Annotated in this window: 29 protein-coding genes and 2 pseudogenes; 19 read left to right on the top strand and 12 right to left on the bottom strand. The window is 30.9% G+C overall.

Annotation, left to right across the window (positions count from 1 at the left end):
- Positions 1–118: 118 nt before the first annotated feature.
- Positions 119–397, bottom strand: coding sequence for a bacteriocin immunity protein (locus ACODH8_RS13730; RefSeq protein ID WP_420517774.1), 279 nt, complete (start codon positions 395–397; stop codon positions 119–121).
- 131 nt (positions 398–528) lie between these two features.
- Positions 529–714, bottom strand: coding sequence for a leucocin A/sakacin P family class II bacteriocin (locus tag ACODH8_RS13725; protein ID WP_332466844.1), 186 nt, complete (start codon positions 712–714; stop codon positions 529–531).
- A gap of 729 nt (positions 715–1,443) precedes the next feature.
- Here ACODH8_RS13725 and ACODH8_RS13720 point away from each other — a divergent pair.
- The 5 genes and pseudogenes from ACODH8_RS13720 to ACODH8_RS13700 all read left to right on the top strand — a co-directional run bounded on the left by ACODH8_RS13720 (position 1,444) and on the right by ACODH8_RS13700 (position 3,666).
- Positions 1,444–1,572, top strand: a complete 129-nt coding sequence (locus tag ACODH8_RS13720; RefSeq protein WP_332466845.1) for an EntF family bacteriocin induction factor — start codon at positions 1,444–1,446, stop codon at positions 1,570–1,572.
- A gap of 44 nt (positions 1,573–1,616) precedes the next feature.
- Positions 1,617–2,921 (top strand): sensor histidine kinase, encoded by a 1,305-nt coding sequence (locus ACODH8_RS13715; protein WP_332466846.1) that lies wholly within the window; start codon positions 1,617–1,619, stop codon positions 2,919–2,921.
- On the top strand, positions 2,921–3,103 hold the full coding sequence (locus ACODH8_RS13710; RefSeq protein ID WP_420517773.1) for a hypothetical protein: 183 nt from the start codon (positions 2,921–2,923) through the stop codon (positions 3,101–3,103). The genes ACODH8_RS13715 and ACODH8_RS13710 overlap by 1 nt, the downstream gene beginning before the upstream one ends.
- Positions 3,061–3,228: pseudogene (locus ACODH8_RS13705) on the top strand (response regulator); the annotation flags it as partial. The gene ACODH8_RS13710 and the pseudogene ACODH8_RS13705, both read left to right, overlap by 43 nt.
- A gap of 24 nt (positions 3,229–3,252) precedes the next feature.
- Positions 3,253–3,666, top strand: coding sequence for a LytTR family DNA-binding domain-containing protein (locus ACODH8_RS13700; protein WP_420517772.1), 414 nt, complete (start codon positions 3,253–3,255; stop codon positions 3,664–3,666).
- Positions 3,667–3,824: 158 nt separating this feature from the next.
- Here ACODH8_RS13700 and ACODH8_RS13695 read toward each other — a convergent pair whose 3' ends face one another.
- The 4 genes from ACODH8_RS13695 to ACODH8_RS13680 all read right to left on the bottom strand — a co-directional run bounded on the left by ACODH8_RS13695 (position 3,825) and on the right by ACODH8_RS13680 (position 5,455).
- Positions 3,825–4,157, bottom strand: coding sequence for a hypothetical protein (locus ACODH8_RS13695; protein WP_332466848.1), 333 nt, complete (start codon positions 4,155–4,157; stop codon positions 3,825–3,827).
- Positions 4,158–4,316: 159 nt separating this feature from the next.
- Entirely contained in the window at positions 4,317–4,544 is a 228-nt protein-coding gene (locus ACODH8_RS13690) for a ComC/BlpC family peptide pheromone/bacteriocin (protein ID WP_332466849.1), read from the bottom strand.
- 268 nt (positions 4,545–4,812) lie between these two features.
- Entirely contained in the window at positions 4,813–5,178 is a 366-nt protein-coding gene (locus tag ACODH8_RS13685) for a hypothetical protein (RefSeq protein ID WP_332466850.1), read from the bottom strand.
- 76 nt (positions 5,179–5,254) lie between these two features.
- A complete protein-coding gene (locus tag ACODH8_RS13680; RefSeq protein ID WP_332466851.1) occupies positions 5,255–5,455 on the bottom strand; it encodes a hypothetical protein in 201 nt (66 codons plus the stop codon).
- A gap of 222 nt (positions 5,456–5,677) precedes the next feature.
- Between ACODH8_RS13680 and ACODH8_RS13675 the strand changes: the two are divergent.
- The 3 genes and pseudogenes from ACODH8_RS13675 (at position 5,678) to ACODH8_RS13665 (ending at position 9,761) form a co-directional block, all read left to right on the top strand.
- A pseudogene (locus ACODH8_RS13675) lies at positions 5,678–7,828 on the top strand (peptide cleavage/export ABC transporter).
- A gap of 12 nt (positions 7,829–7,840) precedes the next feature.
- On the top strand, positions 7,841–9,199 hold the full coding sequence (locus ACODH8_RS13670) for a bacteriocin secretion accessory protein (RefSeq protein WP_332466852.1): 1,359 nt from the start codon (positions 7,841–7,843) through the stop codon (positions 9,197–9,199).
- A gap of 115 nt (positions 9,200–9,314) precedes the next feature.
- Complete coding sequence (locus tag ACODH8_RS13665) at positions 9,315–9,761, top strand: helix-turn-helix transcriptional regulator (RefSeq protein ID WP_332466853.1); 447 nt, start codon at positions 9,315–9,317, stop codon at positions 9,759–9,761.
- A gap of 26 nt (positions 9,762–9,787) precedes the next feature.
- On the opposite strand, the gene ACODH8_RS13660 is transcribed toward ACODH8_RS13665, so the two are convergent.
- Positions 9,788–9,976: a hypothetical protein gene (locus ACODH8_RS13660; RefSeq protein ID WP_332466854.1), complete on the bottom strand. Its 189-nt coding sequence runs from the start codon at positions 9,974–9,976 to the stop codon at positions 9,788–9,790.
- Between the two features lie 517 nt (positions 9,977–10,493).
- Here ACODH8_RS13660 and ACODH8_RS13655 point away from each other — a divergent pair.
- From ACODH8_RS13655 to ACODH8_RS13645, 3 genes are all read left to right on the top strand, one after another.
- Positions 10,494–10,943, top strand: a complete 450-nt coding sequence (locus ACODH8_RS13655; protein ID WP_332466855.1) for a hypothetical protein — start codon at positions 10,494–10,496, stop codon at positions 10,941–10,943.
- Between the two features lie 310 nt (positions 10,944–11,253).
- On the top strand, positions 11,254–11,469 hold the full coding sequence (locus ACODH8_RS13650; RefSeq protein ID WP_332466856.1) for a Blp family class II bacteriocin: 216 nt from the start codon (positions 11,254–11,256) through the stop codon (positions 11,467–11,469).
- Positions 11,470–11,481: 12 nt separating this feature from the next.
- The gene (locus ACODH8_RS13645; RefSeq protein ID WP_332466857.1) at positions 11,482–11,661 is read left to right on the top strand and encodes a bacteriocin; all 180 of its coding nucleotides are present in this window, start codon (positions 11,482–11,484) and stop codon (positions 11,659–11,661) included.
- Between the two features lie 347 nt (positions 11,662–12,008).
- Here the strand turns inward: ACODH8_RS13645 and ACODH8_RS13640 are convergent, their stop codons facing one another.
- Together ACODH8_RS13640 and ACODH8_RS13635 are read right to left on the bottom strand one after the other, a co-directional pair.
- The gene (locus ACODH8_RS13640) at positions 12,009–12,275 is read right to left on the bottom strand and encodes a hypothetical protein (protein ID WP_332466858.1); all 267 of its coding nucleotides are present in this window, start codon (positions 12,273–12,275) and stop codon (positions 12,009–12,011) included.
- Positions 12,268–12,354, bottom strand: coding sequence for an SHOCT-like domain-containing protein (locus ACODH8_RS13635; protein ID WP_420517775.1), 87 nt, complete (start codon positions 12,352–12,354; stop codon positions 12,268–12,270). Before ACODH8_RS13635 ends, ACODH8_RS13640 begins: the two co-directional genes overlap by 8 nt.
- A 172-nt stretch (positions 12,355–12,526) precedes the next feature.
- Here ACODH8_RS13635 and ACODH8_RS13630 point away from each other — a divergent pair, with 172 nt between their 5' ends.
- Positions 12,527–12,748, top strand: a complete 222-nt coding sequence (locus ACODH8_RS13630; protein WP_420517771.1) for a hypothetical protein — start codon at positions 12,527–12,529, stop codon at positions 12,746–12,748.
- 599 nt (positions 12,749–13,347) lie between these two features.
- On the opposite strand, the gene ACODH8_RS13625 is transcribed toward ACODH8_RS13630, so the two are convergent.
- Positions 13,348–13,686, bottom strand: coding sequence for a hypothetical protein (locus ACODH8_RS13625; protein ID WP_332466860.1), 339 nt, complete (start codon positions 13,684–13,686; stop codon positions 13,348–13,350).
- A 237-nt stretch (positions 13,687–13,923) separates the two neighbouring features.
- Here ACODH8_RS13625 and add point away from each other — a divergent pair, with 237 nt between their 5' ends.
- Positions 13,924–14,940 carry an adenosine deaminase gene (gene add / locus ACODH8_RS13620; protein ID WP_332466861.1) on the top strand — a complete coding sequence of 339 codons (1,017 nt, stop codon included), beginning with the start codon at positions 13,924–13,926 and terminating at the stop codon, positions 14,938–14,940.
- Positions 14,941–15,026: 86 nt separating this feature from the next.
- Positions 15,027–15,410 carry a YccF domain-containing protein gene (locus tag ACODH8_RS13615; RefSeq protein ID WP_332466862.1) on the top strand — a complete coding sequence of 128 codons (384 nt, stop codon included), beginning with the start codon at positions 15,027–15,029 and terminating at the stop codon, positions 15,408–15,410.
- Positions 15,411–15,450: 40 nt separating this feature from the next.
- On the opposite strand, the gene ACODH8_RS13610 is transcribed toward ACODH8_RS13615, so the two are convergent.
- On the bottom strand, positions 15,451–16,380 hold the full coding sequence (locus ACODH8_RS13610; RefSeq protein ID WP_332466863.1) for a nitronate monooxygenase: 930 nt from the start codon (positions 16,378–16,380) through the stop codon (positions 15,451–15,453).
- 358 nt (positions 16,381–16,738) lie between these two features.
- Between ACODH8_RS13610 and ACODH8_RS13605 the strand changes: the two genes are divergently transcribed.
- Positions 16,739–17,938: an acyl-CoA dehydrogenase family protein gene (locus ACODH8_RS13605; RefSeq protein WP_332466864.1), complete on the top strand. Its 1,200-nt coding sequence runs from the start codon at positions 16,739–16,741 to the stop codon at positions 17,936–17,938.
- A gap of 119 nt (positions 17,939–18,057) precedes the next feature.
- On the opposite strand, the gene ACODH8_RS13600 is transcribed toward ACODH8_RS13605, so the two are convergent.
- Positions 18,058–18,978 (bottom strand): LysR family transcriptional regulator, encoded by a 921-nt coding sequence (locus ACODH8_RS13600; RefSeq protein WP_420505292.1) that lies wholly within the window; start codon positions 18,976–18,978, stop codon positions 18,058–18,060.
- Positions 18,979–19,089: 111 nt separating this feature from the next.
- Here ACODH8_RS13600 and ACODH8_RS13595 point away from each other — a divergent pair, with 111 nt between their 5' ends.
- Genes ACODH8_RS13595 through ACODH8_RS13580 form a run of 4 tightly spaced genes read left to right on the top strand, consistent with a single transcriptional unit; the run spans position 19,090 to position 23,294 of the window.
- Complete coding sequence (locus ACODH8_RS13595; RefSeq protein ID WP_420517770.1) at positions 19,090–20,274, top strand: acetyl-CoA C-acetyltransferase; 1,185 nt, start codon at positions 19,090–19,092, stop codon at positions 20,272–20,274.
- 44 nt (positions 20,275–20,318) lie between these two features.
- Positions 20,319–21,170 carry a 3-hydroxybutyryl-CoA dehydrogenase gene (locus tag ACODH8_RS13590; RefSeq protein ID WP_332466867.1) on the top strand — a complete coding sequence of 284 codons (852 nt, stop codon included), beginning with the start codon at positions 20,319–20,321 and terminating at the stop codon, positions 21,168–21,170.
- A 21-nt stretch (positions 21,171–21,191) separates the two neighbouring features.
- Complete coding sequence (locus ACODH8_RS13585; RefSeq protein ID WP_332466868.1) at positions 21,192–21,977, top strand: enoyl-CoA hydratase-related protein; 786 nt, start codon at positions 21,192–21,194, stop codon at positions 21,975–21,977.
- Positions 21,978–22,001: 24 nt separating this feature from the next.
- A complete protein-coding gene (locus ACODH8_RS13580; RefSeq protein WP_332466869.1) occupies positions 22,002–23,294 on the top strand; it encodes an acetyl-CoA hydrolase/transferase family protein in 1,293 nt (430 codons plus the stop codon).
- Positions 23,295–23,826 lie beyond the last annotated feature (532 nt).

The raw sequence follows: 23,826 nt of genomic DNA, 5'->3' as shown, positions 1-23,826 counted from the left end.
TAGTCACTTTAACCATAGCAGAAAGGGGTTCTTTTTTCATCACTTAACGGGTGAAGATGAAAAAGTAATTGTAAGCTGCCGTGAGGCAGTTTCACATGGTTTTAATTAAAAGTATGAATTATTCAGGAGATATTATCTTTTTTAATTTATCTGACTGACAACTTGATAAAAGAATATTATTCTTTTTAATAGTATTTGAAATGTCTAGATTCATTCGACTTAGTATTAAAGGAATAGAAGATTCTTTCTTGATTAATTCATTTTTATAATTAGTTAATACTAATTGAAGAGACATAGTTTTTTGATCATTATTTAAATCGGTTAATAAGTCTGTGATAATAGCCACTACTTGTTCACTTCTATCTTTACCACCAGAAAACCATTTTAACTTCTCCATTATGCTACACCTCGCAAATATTTTTTTAATCCAAATTGTAATTAGTGATACTTACTGAGTATGATAAGCATTTATGACTTAATACGCATAGTATAAAAGTCTATGTGTATTAAGTTGTAAATGACATACTATTATTTATTCCACCCAGCGGCGCCACCTGTAGCCCAATTTGCTGCGGCGTTATTTCCAATAATGCCAATAGCTTTACCCCAATCTACTCTACAACCTTTTTTGTCACAGGTAACCCCATTTCCATAATATTTACCACCATTAATACTTTGAATCTCGGTAGCTGTCAATTGTTTTACTTTAGACATGTTTTGTCCTCCTTATTAATAAGTAATATTCAGTACAATTAGATTTTACTTGATAAATATCAATGTAAGTTGAAAATATCATGAAAGGTATCAAACGATATCTTGAAGTGGTTTTATTCTTTTTTCAATACAATATCAATTGTAATAGTTCTGTAGTAAATTAATAAATGAAAATGTCACTTCTTGCTTGAATTTTATACGGCTACTAATAATTAGTTGATGTTATGTCTCCGCTAATCCTCAAATTTGCTTACTTCCTTTCTTCTAGAAAAATAAGTAACCTGACTGTATTCTTGAACCTATCAACAAATTGTTGTATGACAGACATTAAATTCACAATCACTCGTTATTTTTTAATTTCTCGATAACTCATGTTTTATCTTAAATAATAGCTTAATGCAAAAGATTATTATTTTTAGTTTTGACTTAAATAAGCTAGTAATAATATTTGAGTTAATATCTGAAGTATTAGAAACTACAAACGATGCTTTAGACTCATTATGTATCATAGTAAAATAGAGTCAGATAATAGGATGAATTTGGAAGTATGATGAGAAGATTGATATTTAAATATGATTTATAAGTGTATTAAATTTGATGTTCATCTATAAATGTATGATAACAATATTTTATGAGTTCATAAGTAGTCATTCAAGATATTTATATATAAACTGAGTTTGTTAAGATACAATTTAGTTAAAATAATTTAACATAAAAGGAGAATAAAAGATGAATAAAATAAAAAATGAAGAGATATTGAAAAAAATAAATGGAGGGAACGCTAAACCTTTTTATAAATCAGGTAATTATCAAGGAAATGCGTTACAATGTGTTTTGTCACTGTTTAAAAAGTGCTAATTAAGTTTTTTTTTTGCTATACTTATAAATGAGGTGTAGCAATTATGATAATGGTTGATTTAAGGGTTTTTATTTTGACAATATTTATATTAAATTTCTTATCGTTTGTTGTGTTTTATTTCTTAAGTGATGAAAATAAACTAAGTGTTTGTAAATTGTTAATTTTAGGAGTTGGAGTATTTTTTGGAAAGCTTATTATTGGAGATTGGATGGATTTCATTTTAGTGTTCTATATTTTTATAGAACAAAAATATATTAATAAAAGTGAAAATTATTTTTTACCGAACACACTACTAGTCAGTTTATTATTCGTGTCTTTTTCTTCATTAATAGCTGCTAATTTAATAATGCCTAACGTAAATATCGAGGGAATTAAAGGTATAGGTTTTATGATAATTGAAATAACGATTACTTTGATTGTATTATTGTTATTTGTTCTATCGTATAAAAAATTGAAAATTGATTTATTTTTGAAAGAAAATGACTCAGTATTAGTTACCTTTTTTTTATTATATATTTATTTAATGTTGATGCTTATCGTAACTATTTTACGCGAGCTCCATAGCTATGATATTTTAATTAATTTTGTTTTATTATTTGTTTTATTTCAAACAATTTTTTCCATAGTATTTTTACTTAGAGATAGAAAAAAAAGAAAGCAAAAATATGAAGAACAGTTATTTGAGAATCAATTAGAAAATTTAAAGAATTACACGAAAGAATTAGAAGATGATTATCAGTCTGTACGTAAATTTAGACATGATTATAAAAACATGCTTTTAAGTTTAAGAATTAATGTTGAAAATAAAGAATACAATGAAATAATTTGTTTTTTGGATGAGTTAGAAGATTATTCAGAGAGCTATTTTAATAACTCTACTATGGATATTTTTAAAGATTTGAGTAATATTCAAAACGAGTATTTAAAAAGTATTTTTATAAGCAAATTACGTAGTATTTTAAAATTAGATTTAAATTGTCAATTTGAATGCAGAGATATTATAAAAGATTTCGGTATAGATATTTTCGATGTAATCAGAATGTTTAGTATAACTTTGGATAATGCGATAGAGGCTGCTGTAGAATCAGAAGAAAAACAAATAAATATTGCTTTATTGGAGAATGAATCATTTTTTATGCTGAAAGTTGGAAATAGCTTTAATAACACTCAGGAAAAATTAACTAAGTTGATGGTTGAAGGATACTCTACGAAAGTAAATCATTCAGGATTAGGTTTAACGAATGTAAAAGAAATCCAAAAGAAATATGCTAATGTTTTTGTTCAATATGAACATAATGATTCTTTTTTTTCTGTTAAACTTATAGTAAATAAAGAGGAGGAAATGTAGTGAGTTATCCTATTATTATCTGTGAAGATAATCTAGCTCAGTTACAACAGTTAAAAACAATAATAGATAATTATATATTATTTCATGATGAAGAATTTAATGTGAGAATAACTACTCAGAGTCCAGAGGAAGTTATTAAATACATAAAAAATTTGATGTTAATAATGGCATCTATTTTTTAGATATTGATCTGGGTCATCAAATCAATGGTATTGAATTAGCTAAAACTATAAGGAGATTAGATGTTCAAGCTAAAATAATTTTTATTACCACTCATGGTGAAATGGCACCACTGACTTTAAAAGAAAAAGTGGAGGCCTTGGATTTTATTATGAAAGATCAAACAATCGAAAAAATTCGTGATGATGTTTACAGTGTATTAGAAGAAGCACAACAAAGAATAGATTCAATAAATTGTGTTCAAAAGAAAAATTTTTCTTTTTCAATAGGCACCCAAACGTATAATATTGAATTGTCAGATGTTATATTAATTGAGACATCTGATATTCCTCATAGACTGGACTTAGCAACAAAGAATGGAAAATATGAATTTTATGGTCATTTATCAGATATAGAATTAGTACACAATTCCTTATTTAGAATTAATAGATCATGTTTAATTAATCCAATAAATGTGAGAGAAATTGATTATTTGAAACGATTAGTTATATTGGATAATCAATTAAAAAGAACTTTCTCATTAGGAAAAGCTAAACCGCTAAAAAAAGTAATGAAGGAAATTTAAAGATAATGTTGTAAATAAAAAATCCAGTCCTTGTAAAATAATCTATGGATTGGATTTTTTTATAGTTTTATAGAATTACAATACGATTCTTTTTCATCTTAATCTGTTTTCAACTTCCATAAGTACTTAAGCTGCCATATATGAACGTTCCTTTTAGTTTATAAAACTCTTGTTTTGGTCAGTCGTACTATGATAGTGTATTGTGAGAAGAATTTTTTTTTTGATATTATTCTACCGTTAGTGGCATCAAAAAACTCTCCGATAGCCCCCATTTTATATCCTCCTCCAAAATTACATTCTAAAGTATCCAGTAGTCCGCGTTTTATATCTCTAAGGTGATTTGTACATACAGTAGGAACTAAAATTTTTATTCTATTATCATACCAAACAAGACTATTTTTATTAAATAAGTCTTCAATCCACTTGGGTTGTTTATCTTTTTTACTAATCTCCCAAACATAAGCTAACTTTCCTTTATATAACGTTTTCATAATAACCCTCCATAAAAAAATGCTGTGATTTAATGACTAACTAAGTTCAAATTTGAATCATTAAACGATTTATAAAGTCATTTCTTATTAAATATTTAGTTACAAAAAAACGCAATACACATGGTATATGCGTTTTTAAAATCGATTACTTTGAAATGATTAGCATACGTTTGGCGTTCCACCTGTACCATATGGACCACAACTTCTTATATTTCCTCTAGGACGTTTTCCATTTAACTGATCGAGTGCTCTTTGAGCATCAATAGCAGTAATACGTCTACCTGATTGCCCTAATGCTAACAATACATCCCCTATCCATTCTCCACCATAACCATTTATATCGAGACATTTTGTATCTGATATTTTACTATACTTTTTTAAAGACATAATGTTTCACTCCTTGCATTATTTTATGATTCGTATTCATATTATTACTATTATATTATTTCTAGATAAATATGTCTTGAAGCGTATAGAATAATGTCTTGAACCATTTGAAAGATTGGATGGACTCTTGAATAGATAGAAAAACTATGTTGTAAGTCCATAAAAATTAACTACCAAGCGTTTCTCATATTTAAAGCTTTCTTATCCTAGAGAATGGTACCTTGATGCTTTTATAATCACAAGTGTTTTTTACTGAGTAGAATAAACCTTAAGTTGTTGAATAAAGTGAAAATATAGAAGTAGCAACAGATATTAAGGTATTTAGACCAATAATATAGTAGTGTTTTTTATAAGTTTTTGGTAATTTTTTTATTGAAACAGTTAACAAGATGAGGATTTGAGAAAATAGATTAGAGTAAATTAAAATCATACCTAAATAATAGACAAGTAAATCTTTGTTATCTATAAAATCGCTTAAAATTAAAACTAAGAAAGGAATGCCAAAAATTGAAAAATAATATAATAGAAACCCAAACTTATGTAGCTTTGATTGATTAAGATCTTTCATGTTCGTTGTTAATATAATGATTGAAATAAAACTAATAATGATTAAAATGTATTGAATAGTTTTCATAATTTTCTCCTTTAGTAGAAAAATAAAAATAAAGTTAGATCAAATTAATATTAATCTAACTTTATTTATGTACTGATTAAGGAATACAGCTAGCTAGAGCCCAAGGGTTTTTATTCAAAAGAGCATTTGTAGTTCCAATAGCACATTTTATTGCCCACGTAGGATTTTTTTGACCAACGCCATTTGGTGAAGGTTTTCTCCACGGTTCTTCATACGGACTACCGCCTCCAGAAATACAAGAAATTTTTTGATCATCCAATGTTTTAAATTTTTTCAATGTTATAACCTCCAATTATTTTTATTTACATATATAGAATAACCTTCGAAAAGAAAGCGTATACAAAAAAGTCTTGAAACGACTTATTTAAGAGAAAGAATGTAAATACAAGAAAATTTCATGACTAATGAATGGAAAATGCGTAATTCATGATGTTCTGAATATACAAGATAAAATAGGGTTTATTCTAAAGACAGCTAATTAACTTTAAGAGGAGAAAAAATGAAAAAAGCAATTTTAATCAAACAACAGGATCAAAAAGATTGTGGTGTTACATGTCTAGCGATGATTTTTAAAAGCAATGGTATGGAGATTCCCATTCATAAGTTGAGAGAAATTTCAGGGACAGATTTAGAAGGGACATCAGCGTTTGGGTTAAAAAAATGTGCCGAAAAATTTAATTACGATGTACTAGCTATTCAAGCTGATAGCGAACTTTGGACAGATGATGAAATGAAATATCCAGCCATTGCTCATGTTGTTATTGATAGCGCTTACCAACACTATGTGGTTGTTTATGGTATCAAGAATGGCAAGTTGATTATTGCAGATCCTGGTAGAGGAATGATGTCAAAAACAGTGGAGGAATTTTCTGAAGAGTGGACAGGAGTTACGCTAATTATGACACCGTCAGAAAAATTTGTTGCAATTAAGGAAAAGACAGGTGGATTAAGCTCATTCTTACCGATTTTATTGAAACAAAAAGGCCTCATTTTTAATGTGATTTTACTGTCACTTTTAATTACGTTATTTGGAATAGTAAGCTCTTATTATTTTCAAGGCGTTATTGACTTTTTTATCCCCAATAGTGCGTTATCATCATTGAATATTATTTCTATCGGATTAATTGTTATGTATGTTTTTCAACTTATTTTTGATTTTAGTCGAAATTATTTGTTGTTAATTATGGGACAAAAAATGAGTATGGAAATAATGCTAAGTTATTTTAAACATGTACTCAATCTACCAATGAATTTTTTTTCAACTAGAAAATCAGGAGAAATTATTTCTAGATTTTTGGATGCTAATAAAATAATTGACGCATTAGGTAGTGCAACTTTAACTATTTTTCTAGATCTAACGATGGTTATAACAATAGGTATCGTTCTAGCTATTCAAAATATGTCACTTTTTTTAATTACATTGGTTAGTTTGCCTTTATATACTGTCATTATTTTAGGATTTGTTAAGAGTTACAATAAAGCAACTGAGGAAGAAATGCAGGCAGGAGCTTAATTAAATTCCAGTATTATTGAGAGTTTAGATGGTATTGAGACAATAAAAGCATATAACAGTGAAGAAAAAGTGTATCAAAAAGTAGATGAAGAATTTGTATCTATGTTAAGAAAAGGTTTTAAGACGTCTCAATTAGACAATATGCAACAAACCCTAAAAACGAGTGTGAAGCTTATAATTAGTGGCGTTATTCTTTGGATAGGTTCTTATTTTGTTATCAATGGCCAAATAAGTATTGGACAATTGATTACTTATAATGCCTTATTGACCTTCTTTACAGATCCTCTTCAAAATATTATTAATTTGCAGACCAAATTACAAACAGCACGTATAGCGAATAATCGACTCCATGAAGTTTTTGATATTGAAGAAGAAAAACGAGTACCTAATAAACGTTTTAAACGCAGAATATTTAAGAAAGATATTACGTTACAACAAGTCACTTTTGCTTATGGTACTAGAAGTCCTGTGATTAAAGATATTACAATGACAGTACCTGGTGGAAGTAAGGTTGCTTTGGTAGGACAAAGTGGCTCAGGAAAATCTTCTCTAGCCAAATTATTGGTTAACTTTTATCAACCTCAAGAAGGGCATATAAAGTATGATCGAATGGACAGCTCAGATATAGATAATCGTTATCTAAGAAGACATGTTAGCTATGTACCACAAGATTCTTTCTTCTTTTCAGGGACATTGTTAGAGAACTTAACATTTGGATTAAGTCCTGACGATATAGATTTTGAGGCCATATTGAATACTTGTGAAGCAGTAGGTATTTTAGAATTTATTAATCAATCCCCCCTTAGATTTGATACATTGATAGAAGAAGGTGGCGTTAATTTATCTGGTGGACAGAGACAACGATTAGCTATTGCTAGAGCCCTACTTAGAAAGTCCAGTATTTTAATATTAGATGAAGCAACTAGTGCGATGGATCCTATTCTTGAGAGTCAAGTGGTGAAGTACATTTTATCTTTAACGAATAAGACCGTTATTATTATTGCCCATCGTTTATCGATTGCTCAAAAATGCGATAAAGTATTCGTTTTAGAGCATGGAGAGCTAGTTGAAGAAGGTCACCATGATGAGTTGTTATTAAAAAATGGTGTTTATTATCAATTATGGAATGTTGTCTAGGAGGATTAACAGATGGAAAAAAAATGGAAAAATCATTCGTCTATTTATCTATCTAAAACTTCTAAAGCTTATAAATACTGCTTGTATCCAGTACTTATATTATTAGTCTGTTTAATCATTTTTCTTTTTGTTGGTCAAATAGAAGTAATCGTTAGAGGAAATGCGAGAGTTATAGGTGAAGAAATTCTTATTCAAGGAATTAATGATGAAACTATTATAGAGAATCATTTAATTGAGAGTAAAGAAGTCAAAAAGGGCGATAGTTTAGTTAAATATGATACCAAAAATTATAAGACTGAAATTGAAAAGTTAGAAAAACAATTGTCTGAAATTTCAGAAGAAGAAAAAGCATTACAACTCCTTAAAAGAAGCATAGAAGAAGGAAAAAATTTATTTGTTAAATCAGATAGTTATGGATATTCTAATAAATTTGAAGAGTATCAATCAGATATTAAAAGCTACAACACACAAATAAATTTATTGTTTAAAAATAATGAAACCAAAAACACTAATAGGATGATGATTGTAGATGAAGTTAATCAATTAATTAGTGATAAACAAGAGTATCTAGATGGATTAAATCATTTACGCCAGGCAATTAGTGGAGATTATACTTATTTTGAAACATCTTACCCTCAACTTGCTTCAAAATTTAATTTAATTAGAGAAACACTGGATAAGGAAATAGAAGAAGAAAGAAAACTTCAAAAAACGTCAAGTATTGCGAGTATAGATACTGAAGTGGCTCAAATTCAATCCGAGCTTGATAATTTAAAGCTGACGAAGGTTCAAAATTCTGTTCAAGAAGTTAAACAGGATGATCCAAATCGCCTGAAAGAAGAGATAGATAAATTAACAGAAACCAATATTGCTCAAGTAAAAACTAAAATTAGTGAATTGGATAAACAAAGATTAACAGTAGAAGAAGAAAAGAAATCTCTTAAAAATATAGATAATACATTTGAAATTATAGCTCCTGAATCAGGCGTGATTCACTTAAATAGTGAAGTAGACACTACGTCTTCCCAAGTACCTAAAGGAACAAAATTAGCTACATTATTTGTTTCAAATGGAGAGAAGATGGAAATTGAAACACTTATTCCAGCGAATGAAATTAATAAAATAAAAACAGGAGAAACTTATAAGTTAGAATTAGATCAAAAAGGAGTTTCTCGCGAAATCTATAAAGGAAAGATAACTGAAATTTCTCAAACAAGTACTGTAACGGAACAAGGCTCTTTTTATACAGTAAAAGGAGCGTTAGATAAATCAATTGGAGAAATTAGATATGGTGAAATAGGCCGGTTATCTATTATCGTTGGTAAGAAGAGTTATTTTAATTATTTGAAGGATATATTATTTGTAAAGTAAAATCAGATTACAAAAGTAACAGATGCTGTCCTTTAATTTCACTACTAGTAACAGTTGCTTTCTTTCTAATTAATCTGATATATATTTAAATAACAATAGAAGGTTGGATAATTTAATGGATATTGGAAATGAAATAAAAAAACAAAGAATTTATCTTGATATGACACAAAAAGATTTGGCTGAACGTTTGAATGTAACTCGTACAGCTGTTTCTAATTGGGAAAGGGGAAGAAATTATCCAGACATAAACACATTACTTTCTATTTCTAATGTACTTAATATTTCTATAGAAGCACTATTAAAGGAGGATGTAAAAATGGTTGAGAATGTTGATAATAGTATTAAAGTTGGTAAATATTGGAAAAATTGGTATCGATCTTTGTTTTTTATGAATTTACCTGTGGTAATAGATATAATAAAAAAAATAACAAATCCAGAAAAAACTAGTACTTTAAATTATGAACATTTCTACTTTGTTGTAATGTTTCTTTTCTTAATAACGCCTATATGGTATTGGTTACTAGGTAAATTAAAAAAAACACTACCTGACTATCTACAATAGATAGCCAGGTAGTATTTTTTATTAATTTAACCACCTACACAAGCAGCTAATGCCCAGAGATTTTTATTTATTAACGCATCAGTTATCCCTATTGTACATCCAATTGAAATCCCTACTCCTTTTCCTGGTTTTCTCCAAGGTTCTTCATAGGGAGATTTGGCTCCTCCATTAATTTGTTTCATTTCTTTAACATTTATATTTGTTACCGTTTTCATTTTAAAGCTCTCCTGATATATTTATTTTTACTACGGAATAAATATATCATTATTACAATGTATATAGAAAAAAACATCTTGAGTGACGTTAAAAAGCATCCTGAATGTTGAAAGGGAAATAAATATAATAATAAGTGATAAAATTAATAAATAAGAAAAAATATATTACTGAAAGGAATAATATTATGAGTAAAAAAAATATTACGAAGTTAAAGTATTTCCAAATAATGAAGATCAGTATGATACATTTATTGAAAACAGATTTGTTGCTATAGGTTGGCCAAGTACAGGGGGTGTATTTGGTAAAAGTAAAGAAGAAATTCGTGAATTAATAAAAAAAGGTCCACAAGTAAATATTTTAAATGAGATAACTTTATCACAGGTTGCTAGTTGTTTTGATAGGCTTTTAAAAATGGAAATAGGGATATCATTTTAATTCCATATAAAAAACAATTCTGAAACAATCACAACTATTACTAAGAGCTATAGCTATGTAGAATCATTTTCAGATGCTCATATGGCCCATCAAATTGGTATAAATGTAGAAAAAACAGTGTCTTTAGATAGACTATCTGAAGGATTACGAAATAGCTTAAAAGCAAGATTGACTTTAACAATGATTAAAGATAGATATTATGATGAAATTGATGGCCTTATATTAGGGGGAAATTTATCTGATATTGAAGAATTTAGTAAAAATATTAATGCGATATTGGATGAATATACTTATAAAATACATCCATGTACTAAAAGTAGTTTACTTTTAAGTGCTTTTTCAATTTGTGAAGGATATTTATCTAATAAAATTAGGCAAACATTAAAATTACAAGAATTTGATAATAATAATAATGAAATAATTAGTTTTGATGATTCTAATAAAAGACAAGTCGATATAGAAGTACTAGATTTATTGAATTCTTTTAAATCATATGCCATGGATTTAGAGAAACAGATCAATAACTCGTAAATTAATCTGTTTACAATGATACGATACTCAAAGTGCCAACAACGATATAAAAAAAGAATTCCTAGTTTAAGGGATTCTCTTGAATGGTTCTAGCTCTGCCAGTTGATATTCACAATTTCTGTCGTTAAATCCCTTGGGAATTCTGCAATTCGGAATAACATCTGCTTATGTTAAGCAACTGGTCGAATAACATATTAATAAATAGATATTTATCACTCAAGATACTTTATAACGGTATTCAAGATACTTTTAACTACATATATTGTGACACTGCTAAAATTATTATGTAGAAAAAATATAAGATAGGAAAATGAAAAAGACAACAGAATTAAATATTCAAGAGTTACAAAAAATTTCAGGTGGAGGATGTGTAGGTCAAGTTCTAGGTGGAGCAGCAATGGGAGCTGTAAAAGGAGGTATTGGATTAAGTGCCATTCCAGCCTTTGGAACAATTGAGGGAGCGGTATTTGGAGCAAATGTTGGAGCAGTTGCTGGTGGTTTGAAATGTCTAGCAGATAATTTATAAAGGAGAATTCAGATGAAAAAAATTAATGAATCAGACTTAAAGAATATTACTGGTGGAAAGTGTACTGCACCTAAAGCAATATTATATGGTATCGCAGTAGGAGCATTAGGGGCAAATCCTGCATCTGTTGGCTGGGGAGTAGTTAGTGCATTAGGAATGTGTGAATGGAATAATATGGATGTAGCATCATAGTATGGTTTTATTAGTAATTATATTATTGCTACTAATTGTTACTTTTCTTATTTCTGGATCAAGAATTTATAAAGATCAACGAAAAAAAGAATATTCACCAATAAAGTCATTCCTTAGAACTCTAATTTTATTACTTCCATTTTAAAGAATAACTAAGTTTAACGTCACTTATATTAACGCTGACGTTTCTAAGATGAAAATGCAAATAATTAAATTACAAAATATTAAAGCACTCAGAATCAAATTCGAGTGCTTTTTAGTTAGTAATAAAATCAGATTATCTTTACCATGACATTTAAAAAACTATTTTTGAATATCTCGTGCTTTCATTTTTTCAATTTCATTAGTTATCTTCTTCTCTTTTTCTCTTTTTCTTTAAAACCTGATTGCCAAGCAGAATAAAAAATGGCACCTAAGAGAATTAGTAATATTAATAGTACTGGTGCTTTTAGAAGTGTTAATTTATATAAATGAGGATAAATTATAGTAAACACCCAGATATAAAATATAATTGGTATGACAAAACCCAATTTTTTTAATTGATAATACCCTAAGGTCCATTGACTAATACTTAACCCCAAAAAAATTAATAACCTAACAAAATCATTATCCATTTTTTTCACTCCTCTTATAATTTTCAATAATCAATTTAGCTGTTTCTAAATCTAATTTCTCGTCTATCACCATCTGCATCAAACTTGATACAAAATTATCAGTTTTTTCTTTCTCTATTAATTGAATCTTCTCAATGATTCGATCAATTCGTAATCAACAGTAGGAATAGTTGAATTACTAGGAGAAGATTTAATAATTAATGGAAAATCTTATAATCAGGTAGAACTAGAAAAACTTCTAGAAACAACATATGAAGTTGAACACCCAAGCAATAGACAATCAATCAGAGCGTATGCAGCTTCCTTTGCTTATGTATTTTATTCCTGGAGTAGGACAAGTTGCTATGGCAGCTACTGGTGCTATTATTTTGAGTGGTGTTACAATAGGAGCAGTACATTGGGCACATAAGACGATTACAAATAATTGTAAGTGCTGGAAAATGTGGCATAAAAGTTATATTCTAATGTTATGAAAAAATATATATCATTGTTTTTAATATGTTTTGTAATTGCAGCAATTCTTCCTGTAGGATATTTCTTTATCGGTATTTTATTCTTAGGAAATACAGTTCCAGAGGCATTTAGGGAATCCTTAATTACCTTTTTAATTATGTTTGTTATAGCATTTTTCGGACTGCTATTTAGCAAAGATTAAATGGAAAAGACCTCCATCATTGATGGAAGTCTTTTTTATTTACTTTCAATTAAGTAATTTTTGATAATGTAATATATTAATAAACATGTCTTAAAAAAGATAATAAAAATAATACCATAAAAAATGATTGGTACTTTTATTTTAGATGGCAATATAGCAACTAATGTTAATATACTCGCTACAACAACTATATAACGAGTAGATCTCGTTATAATTTCATCATGACTAGGTTTTACATTATCTTATTAATTAAATCATCTCTCTAAATATTTTTTTAATTCACAGTAGTTCATGCTTATCGTAAGCACAGAAAAAATGGTTGTCCCAAGTAAATAATCTATTAAATTAAAATAATCAGAAAAGGATACAAAAATATAAACAATTAACATAAAAACTAGGATTTGAATTATTATTTTATTAAACATAATGTCCCTCATCTTGATTAATTGAGTCTATGACTGTATATTGTGACGTGAATTTCTCTTTAGATATGACTCTACCGTTAGTAGCGTCAAAGAAATCCCCTATATTTCCCATTTGATATCCTCCTCCAAAATTACATACTAGAGTATCTAATAAACCACGCTTTATATCCCTAACAGTGTCTGGGCATACTGTAGGAACTAAAATTTTTAATTTATCATCATACCATACAAGACTATTTTTATTAAATAAATCTTCAATCCATTTTGGTTGTTTTTCTTTTTTGCTAATTTCCCAAACATGAGCTGATTTTCCTTTGTATAAAGTTTCCATAGTCAACCTCCATAAGTAAATATCATGTAGTAATAGTAAATTAATTATACTCCTATGCTATTATTTTTGGTGAAATACATCTCGAACTATATAAAAATACATCATGAATGGATTAAAATATAATAGGTTTAATACAATAACCAACTAAATCATTAAAAAAAGGTGATAAAGGTATACAATACCTAAAGAAGCCGATATAATGGTCAACAATATATCAAAATTTGGAGGGGTTAATAGGTGTTAAAACATTCAGAGATTAAGTTATTTCCTAAGGCGGAGTTACATTGTCATTTAGATGGATCCATTAGACCAAAGACGCTACAAAAAATTGCTGCAGTACAAGGGTTAGTTATTAGCGATGATTTAGAAGAGGTTGCTTCAAACATGCAAGCTCCAAGGACCTGTAAAAATTTAGAAGAGTATTTAACTTGCTTTGATTATGTTTTACCTTATTTACAAACTGAGACGTCACTTGAAATGGCTGCATATGATGTTATGGAACAAGCTGCAGAAGATGGCATTCGCTACATTGAAATCAGATTTGCTCCAACCTTATCAATGAGAAATGGTTTATCAGTAGAGCAAACAGTTAAAGCTGTAGCAACTGGAATTGGAAAAGCGGAAAGAGAATATCCTGTTTATGGCAATATTTTAGTTATTGGAATGCGTTCAAGAGTCTCTCAAGAAATTGTAGGAACTTTTACTAAAGCTCTAAGTACAAAAAATGAAAAAATTGTTGGCTTTGACTTGGCTGGTGCTGAGAAAGATTTATTCGTTCGTGACTATGAGGAAGCTATTGAAGTAGTTACGAGTCATGGAAATGTTGCCTTAACTCTCCATGCGGGGGAATGTGGTTGTATTCAAAATATGTATGATGCAATTGAAGTAGGAGCTACTCGCCTTGGACACGGTATAGCGATAAATGGCGATGAAAAAGCAACTGCCTATATGGCTAAAAAAGATGTTTGTATTGAAAGTTGCCCAACAAGCAATGTTCAAACAAGAGCGATTGATTCTTTAAAAGAGTACCCAATGCGTGAGTGGTTAGAAAAGGGAGTTACGTTTTGCATTAATACCGATAATAAAACGGTCTCTAATACAACACTAAGTAATGAATATCATTTGTTAGTTGAAAATCATGACTTAACAACTGAAGAGTTGAGACAATTAAACCAAAATGCTGTGAGCTATTCTTTTGCTAAAAAAGAATTAAAAGAGCAACTATTATCAGAAATGACAGATTTTACGTTTTAAAAATCAGACCTAAGCACCTTTTTTGGTTATTAAAATACTTTATAATAGAAACATAAAGACAATTTAATAGAAAAGAAGTGAAAGAGATGAATTTTTTAGGTAATTTAATTTGGTTGATTTTTGGTGGATTAGTAGGAGCTATTTCTTGGTTTTTGGCAGGTTGTTTATGGTGTATTACAATCATTGGTATTCCAGTAGGGTTACAATGTTTTAAAATTGCAGGTCTTAGCTTGTGGCCTTTTGGTAAACAAGTTGTCTATAGCAGTAGTAGCATGTCCCTAATTGTTAATATTATTTGGTTAATTGTGAGTGGTTTACCTTTAGCCATTGGACATTTTATTAGTGGGTTATTGCTATGTATTACTATTATAGGGATTCCATTTGGACGCCAAAGTTTTAAACTAGCTCAACTAGCATTAATGCCATTTGGCGCAAGAGTTGTATCATCAAACAATTATTATTTTGAATAAAAAAAAGGGTGACTTCATGAGAAGTTACCCTTTTTATATTTTATAAACTTAAGCTAGCAATTGTTTCGTTAGCTTCTTTCATAATGCCATCAATAACTTCTTTAACTGGGCGGATACCAGGGATGATACCTGAGATTTCTCCAGCCATCATTGTGCCAGTTTCAGTGTCGCCCTCAACAACAGCACGGTAAAGAGAACCAACAGTTAATTTTTCTAGTTCTTCTTCTGGTGTGTTAGCCATCTCTAGTGTTAAATACTCAACAAGCATTTTGTTTTGTAAAGAACGAACCGGATGTCCACCTTTACGTCCCGTTACGATAGTAGATGTGTCAATTGCTGATACAACTGATTCTTTAAATGAAACAGGAATTGGACATTCTTCAGTTGCTAAGAAAACAGTTCCCATTTGAACCCCTTCAGCACCTAAAGCAAGAGCAGCCACCAATCCTTTACCATCAGCAAATCCTCCTGCTGCGATAACTGGTAAATCCACTGCTTCAGTAATTTGTCTTACCAAAGGAAGTGTTCCTGATTTACCAATATGTCCACCAGCTTCTTGCCCTTCAGCAATAATCGCATCAACGCCTAATTCTTGCATTTTTAAAGCGTGTTTTACAGCAGCTACTACAGGAATTACAATAATTCCTGCTTCTTTGAAACGAGGGAAGTATTTTTTAGGAGATCCAGCTCCAGTTGTAACAATTGCTACTTTTTCTTCAATAACAATATCAACTAACTCATCAATATTTGGCTGAAGTAAGTTTAAGTTAACCCCAAAAGGTTTATCTGTATTTTCACGAACTGTGTTAATTTCTTTTCGAAGGCCTTCACCATCCAGTGCTCCAGTTGTTAATAAACCTAAGCCACCAGCGTTTGAAACAGCAATAACTAATGGACTACGAGAAATATGTTGCATCCCACCTTGAAAGATTGGGTATTTAATACCTACTAAATCAGTAATTCTTGTCATTTGTGTCACTCCTTCTTATATCATGAACTTAGTATAACCAAAACTCTAAAGCGTTTCCAATATTCCTAGTCCTAGTTTTTCACAGTCTTTTTGAATTATATTCACAGTTAAAGGGGTAAAGGGGTAGTCTATCTGTGAATTCAATGAGAGAAATGGGTTATAATTGCAAGTGATTTTCATAAAAGGTACAATTAAACATGATAAGATAGCGTTTTCATAGTATAAGCATTTAAAATCTTATCTGTGAAATAATCAAAGAGAAAGGAGAATTATCTTCCCTACAAGGATTGGAATTATTTGTTAAGATATTATCTGTAAGCGCTTAGTAACTTAAAATACTAATTGGAGGAATTAGCAAATGAACAAAATAGAGAAACTTCAGGAATTATACCCAGAGGACTTATTAGGACTTTCAAACAAATTGACTGAAGGAGAAGTAGACGTTTTATATACTTTACGTCAAGCTCTAGAAAAAGAAATTCAGCCAGTTATCGCTGAGTATTGGGATAAAGCCGAATTCCCAGTTCAAATTTATGAATTATACAGAAATGCTAAAATCATGAACGACGAAAAATTATATGTAGGTCGTGAAGGAAAAGAAACTTATAGCGAAGTTTATAACGCATTCCTTTTCCACGAATTAGCACGTACTGACACATCAATTGCAACAGCGTACACTATTCACCGTATGGCACATACTGTTATCTTACAAGGTGGTACTGAAGAACAAAAAGCTCATTACTTACCAAAATTAGAAAACTTTGAATACACTGGATGTTTCGCTTTAACTGAACCATTAAACGGATCAGATATTGCTAAAGGTCTAAAAACAAGTGCTCGTAAAGAAAACGGTAAATGGATTTTAAACGGAGAGAAATATTGGATTGGTGCAGCAAACACTGCAGACGTTATCCCAGTATTTGCTCGTGACGAAGCTGATGGCGAAATCAAATGTTTCATCTTACATGGTGATACTCCAGGTGTTGAATTTGAAGTAATCAAACATAAAATGGCATTACGCCCAGTTCAAAACTGTAAAATCATGATGAACGACGCAACAATTGATGAGTCACAATACTTACCAAAAATTAAAGGATTCAACGATGTAACTCGTGTATTCCAAGGTTCTCGTGTAGACGTTGGTCATATTGCAACAGGTACAGCAGCTGGATCATTAAATGCAACATTAAAATATGCAACTGAACGTCAACAATTTGGTCGTCCAATTGCTAAATTCCAATTAGTACAAGAAAAAATTGCTCGTATGGAAACTAAAGTAGCAGCAAACATTGCTTTATCAGTTATCCTTTCTGAAAACCAAGAAAGAGGAGACTTCGATACAGTTAATGCTTCTCTACATAAAATGCATAACGCAATGAACTTACGTGAAGCAGTAGCTTTAGGACGTGAAATCTGTGGTGGTAACGGAATTAACGTTGACTACGGTGTTGGTAAATTCTTTGCTGATGCAGAAGCAGTTTACACTTATGAAGGATCTCATGATATTAACGCATTAATCCTTTCTAGAGCCTTAACAGGTATGGGTGCATTCGTATAAACCTAACATGCTGATGTTAAAGTCAAACATTTACAGCTAACAATTAGGTTGAAAATTAAAACAAAAAACGACCAATCATTACTGATTGCTCGTTTTTGTTTCTAATTTTTGAAACAACCTTATATACCAAATTTTCGGTTGTCAGCAATGATGAAGTTTTTAAAATCATTAACACTGCTTGGAAGGTACTCAGAACGTTGCCAAACCATGTAGATATTATAAATAATTGATAAGTCAGTAACATCAATTATTTTAATGTCGTCATAGTTTAGGGCATTTCGGGTAGAGACAAAGGCAATTCCATGATGTGCCCTAACCATTCCGATAACGCCTGATTCCTCATTCATAGCGTAAAGTGTGTTTAATTCGAAATCTTCACCAGCAACACGGTTAAGAGCTGTTCGAATAGAATGACTCATACCTGCTGATTCATTGTAACCGATAAAGACTTCATCTTTAATATCTAGGAAGGAAACATTTTTCTTACTAGCTAAAGGATGGCTCTTTGGCACAATCAAGACGATTTCATCATCATAGATAAACTCACGATTGATGTCATCTTTATAATCGAAGAAATTGAACTCACCACAGAAGCCTACATCAATGTCACCATTGATAACATTGTTTAAGATTTTTTGAGTTGATGTCTGTGTTAAAAAGATATCAATATCAGGAAATTCTGCTTTAAAACGATTCAGGCGTTGAGGTAAGTAGGATGAAGAAACGGTAAAGACACTAGAGAGGTTAATTTCACCTTGTTCTTGATGGCTTAAAAGTTCGATTTCATCCATGCCGTTTTTTAAATCGGTCATGGCCAAGTTGACATGACCTGCTAATATTTTGCCAAATTTGGTTAATTTTAGGTTACGGCCATTTTTTTCAAATAATTTCACGTTTAATTGTGATTCTAAACGTGTCATTGCTTTACTTAGAGTAGAGTAGCTTATATAAAGTTCGTCGGCAGCTTCAGTGAAGTTAAGATGACGGGCGGCAATTAAAAAATAATTTAGATGTTGAAAATTGATATTCTTCCAGTACAACAAGATCATCCTTTCGCTACTAGGTGAAGAACTCACTTAGTTAGTGATTATATCATAACAGGTTTGAATGGAAATACCAATTAAGCGTTATCAAGAAAGTAGGAAAAAATAATGACAAAAAGTGTAATTTTAAGTGCAGTACGTACGCCATTTGGTAAATTCGGTGGAGCGTTCAAAGCAATCCCAGCAGTAGATTTAGGTGCAGAAGTAATGAAAGCAGCCGTTGAAAAAAGTGGCGTTTCTAAAGAAGACATCGATTACGTTGTAATGGGTCAAGTATTACAAGCAGGTGCTGGACAAATCCCTTCACGCCAAGCGTCAATCAAAGCTGGATTAGATTGGTCAATCTGTTCTGAAACAATCAATAAAGTATGTGCTTCAAGTTTAAGAGCTGTAACATTAGCTGATCAAATGGTCCGCTCAGGAGACAAAGATATCGTTTTAGCTGGTGGTATGGAATCTATGTCTAACGCTCCTTTTGCTTCAAAAGATATGCGTTGGGGTAACAGAATGTTTAACACTCAAATGATCGACTTAATGGTAAATGATGGATTATGGGATGCTTATTATGATCAACATATGGCTGTTAACGGTGGTTACGGTGCTGACAAATTTGAAATCAGCCGTGAAGCACAAGATGAGTGGGCATTACGTAGTCAACAATTAGCAGCAAAAGCAATTGAAGCTGGCGTATTAGAAGAAGAAATCGTATCAATCGAAGTACCACAACGTCGCGGTGACGCTTTAGTAATCTCTAAAGACGAAGCTCCACGTCCAAACACTACTATTGAAGACTTACAACGTTTGAAAGGTTTATTCGTTGAAGGAAACACAGTTACTGCAGGTAATGCACCAGGAACAAATGATGGCGCATCTGCTGTTATGTTAGCCTCAGAAGAAAAAGCTGCTGAATTAGGAATCAAACCATTAGCTACTATCTTAGGACATGCTGAATGTGGTGTTGAAACAAGACTTATCGCTAGTGCACCAGGACATGCTATTAATAAAGTATTAGAAGAAAACAACTTAACAGTTGACGACATTGATTTATTTGAAATTAACGAAGCATTTGCAGCTGTTACATTAGTAACTCAAAAAATGTTAGATATTCCATCAGAAAAAATTAACGTAAATGGTGGAGCAATTGCCTTTGGTCACCCAATTGGAGCAACTGGTGGACGTATTATTGCAACTCTTGTTCATGAAATGAGAAGACGTAAAGCTAAATACGGTATCGCAGCTATCTGTAGTGGAGCAGCTCAAGGTGATGCTATTTTAATTCGTTGTGACTATTAATAATAAATAATAAAAAATAAAAAATCGTAAGGGAGAAACAAATCATGAAATTAGAAAAAATTATGGTAATCGGTTCAGGACAAATGGGTAACGGAATTGCACAAGTATGTGCTCAAGCAGGATATGAAGTTCTTTTAAATGATATGAAACAAGAATTTGCAGAAAAAGGTTTAGCAAATATCGTTAAAAACTTAACTCGTGACGTTGAAAAAGGACGTAAAACAGAAGAAGAAAAACAAGCTGTTTTAGATCGTATCACTTTATCAACTGACAAAAAAGATGCAGCAAGCACTCAATTAGTTATTGAAGCAGCAGTAGAAAACTTTGAAATCAAAAAAGCAATCTTCAAAGAATTAGATGAAATCGTAGGAGAAGACGTTATTCTTTCAACAAACACATCATCTTTACCAATTACTGACTTAGCAGCAGTTGTTTCTAATCCAGAACGTTTCATCGGTATGCATTTCATGAACCCAGTACCAGTTATGAAATTAGTTGAAATCATCCGTGGAGTACAAACTGATGACGCGACTTACCAAGCAATCCATGACTTAACATTAGAAATGAACAAAGTACCAGTAGAAGTAAATGATTCTTATGGATTTGTTTCTAACCGTGTATTAATGCCAATGATCAACGAAGCGGCATTCACTTTATACCAATCAGTTGCAACACCAGAAGCAATTGACCAAGTAATGGAATTAGGTATGAACCACCCAATGGGACCTTTAAAATTAGCTGACTTCATCGGTTTAGATACTTGTTTATCAATCATGCAAGTATTATATGAAGGATTCAACGATCCTAAATACCGTCCATGTCCATTACTTAAAAAATATGTAGCTGCTGGTTACTTAGGTAAAAAATCTGGTCGCGGATTCTACAAATACGACTAATAATTTTTAAGGAGCTTATAAATGAGTACTTATGAAAATGTATTACTTTCAATTGAAGAAGGTATTGCCACTTTAACAGTTAACCGTCCTAAAAATTTAAATGCTTTAAATCAACAAACTCTTGAAGATATTGAAGCAGCAGTATATGAAGTAAAAGCTAACAAAGAAGCTAGAGTATTAGTAATTACTGGTGCTGGCGAAAAAGCTTTTGTGGCTGGAGCAGATATTAAAGAAATGCAATCAAAAAATGCTTTAGAAGCGCGCGAGTTCTCAATTATTGGGAACCGTGCTTTCAAAGCGGTTGATGATTTAGAAATCCCTGTTATTGCAGCAATCAACGGTTATGCATTAGGTGGCGGATTAGAACTAGCTATGGCTTGTGATATTCGTTTTGCAACAACTAATGCAGTAGCTGGTTTACCAGAAGTGAACTTAGGCGTTATTCCAGGATTTGGTGGAACACAACGTTTATCACGTATTGTGGGTGTATCAAAAGCTTTAGAGCTATTATACGCAGCAGTAAATGTGAAAGCAGAAGAAGGATTAAGAATTGGTTTATTCAATCAAGTTTTTGAACCAGAAGCTTTAATAGAAGAAACAATGAAATATGCTAAAAAAATTACGACAAAAGGACCAATTGCCATTAATTTCGCTAAGCAAGCTGTTAAAGTTGGATATGAAATGCCACTTGATAAAGCTCTAGGTTTAGAATCAGAGTTATTTGGTTTAGTGTTCTCTACAGAAGATCAAACTGAAGGTATGACAGCCTTCGTCGAAAAACGTTCAGCAGAATTTAAAAATCAATAATAAATGGTTACTGGAGGAAGCATAATGAAAGACTTACAGACAAGATATAATGAAAAGAAAATGAGTCCAGAAGAAGCAATTAAATTTTTAGCACCAGGTGATGCTGTTGTTTACCCAATCGCACCAGGTGAGCCGAAATTACTTCATGACGCACTTTGTACTTACGAAGGATTAGAAAACAACAAATTATACCGCACGTTAACTAACGTAAAAACTTATGATTTACCAAAAGATAAATTAAAACAAGTATCAATCTTCTTAGGTGGAGATCGTCAATTAATGAATGACGGTATTGTTGAATTATTACCAAACCACTTTGGTGATACTGTTGATTTAATTAAAATGCGTGAAGAAGAAATTGTTTTAATGTTTAATGCTTCACCAATGGATGAAAAAGGATACTTCTCTTTAAGTTTAGCAAACGCTTATGTTGGTGGCCTTTTAGATGTTGCTTCTAAAATCATCATTGAAGTAAACGAAAACGCTCCTTACACTTATGGTGAAAATCATCATGTACATATCGATGATATTACAGCTTTAGTTGAAAGTAGTGAACCACTACCAACAATTCCAGCGCCAGTTATTGATGAAAAATCAGCTGCTATTGGAAAAATCATTGCTGAGTTAGTTCCAGATGGAGCAACTTTACAAATTGGTTACGGAGCTGTACCATCAGCAGTTATGAACAACTTATCAACTAAGAAAAATTTAGGTTTCCATACTGAAATGTTACCTGATAAAGCTATGGAGTTATACAACTCTGGTTCTTTAGATAACACTAAAAAAGAAACTTACGTTGGTAAAACAGTAACAACATTTGCTATGGGAACAACAGATCTATACAAATGGTTACATAAAAATGAAGATGTATACTTCTTACCAGTTAACAAATCAAACTCTGTAAAAGAGATTGCTAAAGAAGATAACTTATACACAATCAATGCAACAATCCAAGTTGATTTATTAGGTCAATGTAACTCTGAAAAATTACCAAGCAAATACTACTCTTCAACAGGTGGACAATCTGACTTTGGTAAAGGTGTACGTATGACTGAAAACGGTGTGGGGATCATTGCGCTAAACTCAACTGCTGGAAAAGACGATGCAATTTCAACAATTGTTCCATCATTATATACTGGTGCAGCTGTAACAACTTCTAAAAATGATGTTGATTACGTTGTAACTGAGTATGGTGCAGCTCGTCTTAAAGGTAAAACAATCAACGAACGTGTTGAAGCTTTAATCGCTATTGCTCATCCTAAATTCCGTGATGAGTTAAGAGAAGAAGCTAAAAAAATGAATTACATCGCTAAATAGGACATTAAAAAGCGCTTTTTTAATCCGATTTAAGAGATAAGTAAATATAATTTTGTTCACACAAAGATTAAAAGAGGTTCTAAGTTCAATTAGAATCTCTTTTTTTTGTTATTCAGGTAACTAAAAATAGGATATTTATATAGTAAGAAAATAATTTTAAAAAAATTGTTTTTTAGTTAGACAAGAGCATCTTAAAGTGGTATTATATTTTGGTACCCAAAAAACAGGTGCGAAAAATTAGAAGAGATAAGATAACAAAACTTCTTAAAAAAACTTTAAATAAAGTGTTGACAATATTCTGATAACTTGGTATGATATAAAAGTTGTTAAGGCAACACTGATTAGACCTTTGAAAACTGAACAAAGTAAGATAAACCAAATGTGTAGGGCGTTTTTACGAAAGTAAAAACAAACCATATTTAGTGAATAACATTCGCTAGCAAGTTTTAAATTAATTAATGAGCTAAACGTCGCAAGACGTTATCATAACTTTTATTGAGAGTTTGATCCTGGCTCAGGACGAACGCTGGCG

Origin of the sequence: Vagococcus fluvialis, from assembly GCF_048815235.1 — a bacterium.
Lineage (GTDB): Bacteria > Bacillota > Bacilli > Lactobacillales > Vagococcaceae > Vagococcus.
Note: the sequence above shows the minus strand (reverse complement) of the source record. Positions and strands in the feature narration are given on the sequence as shown.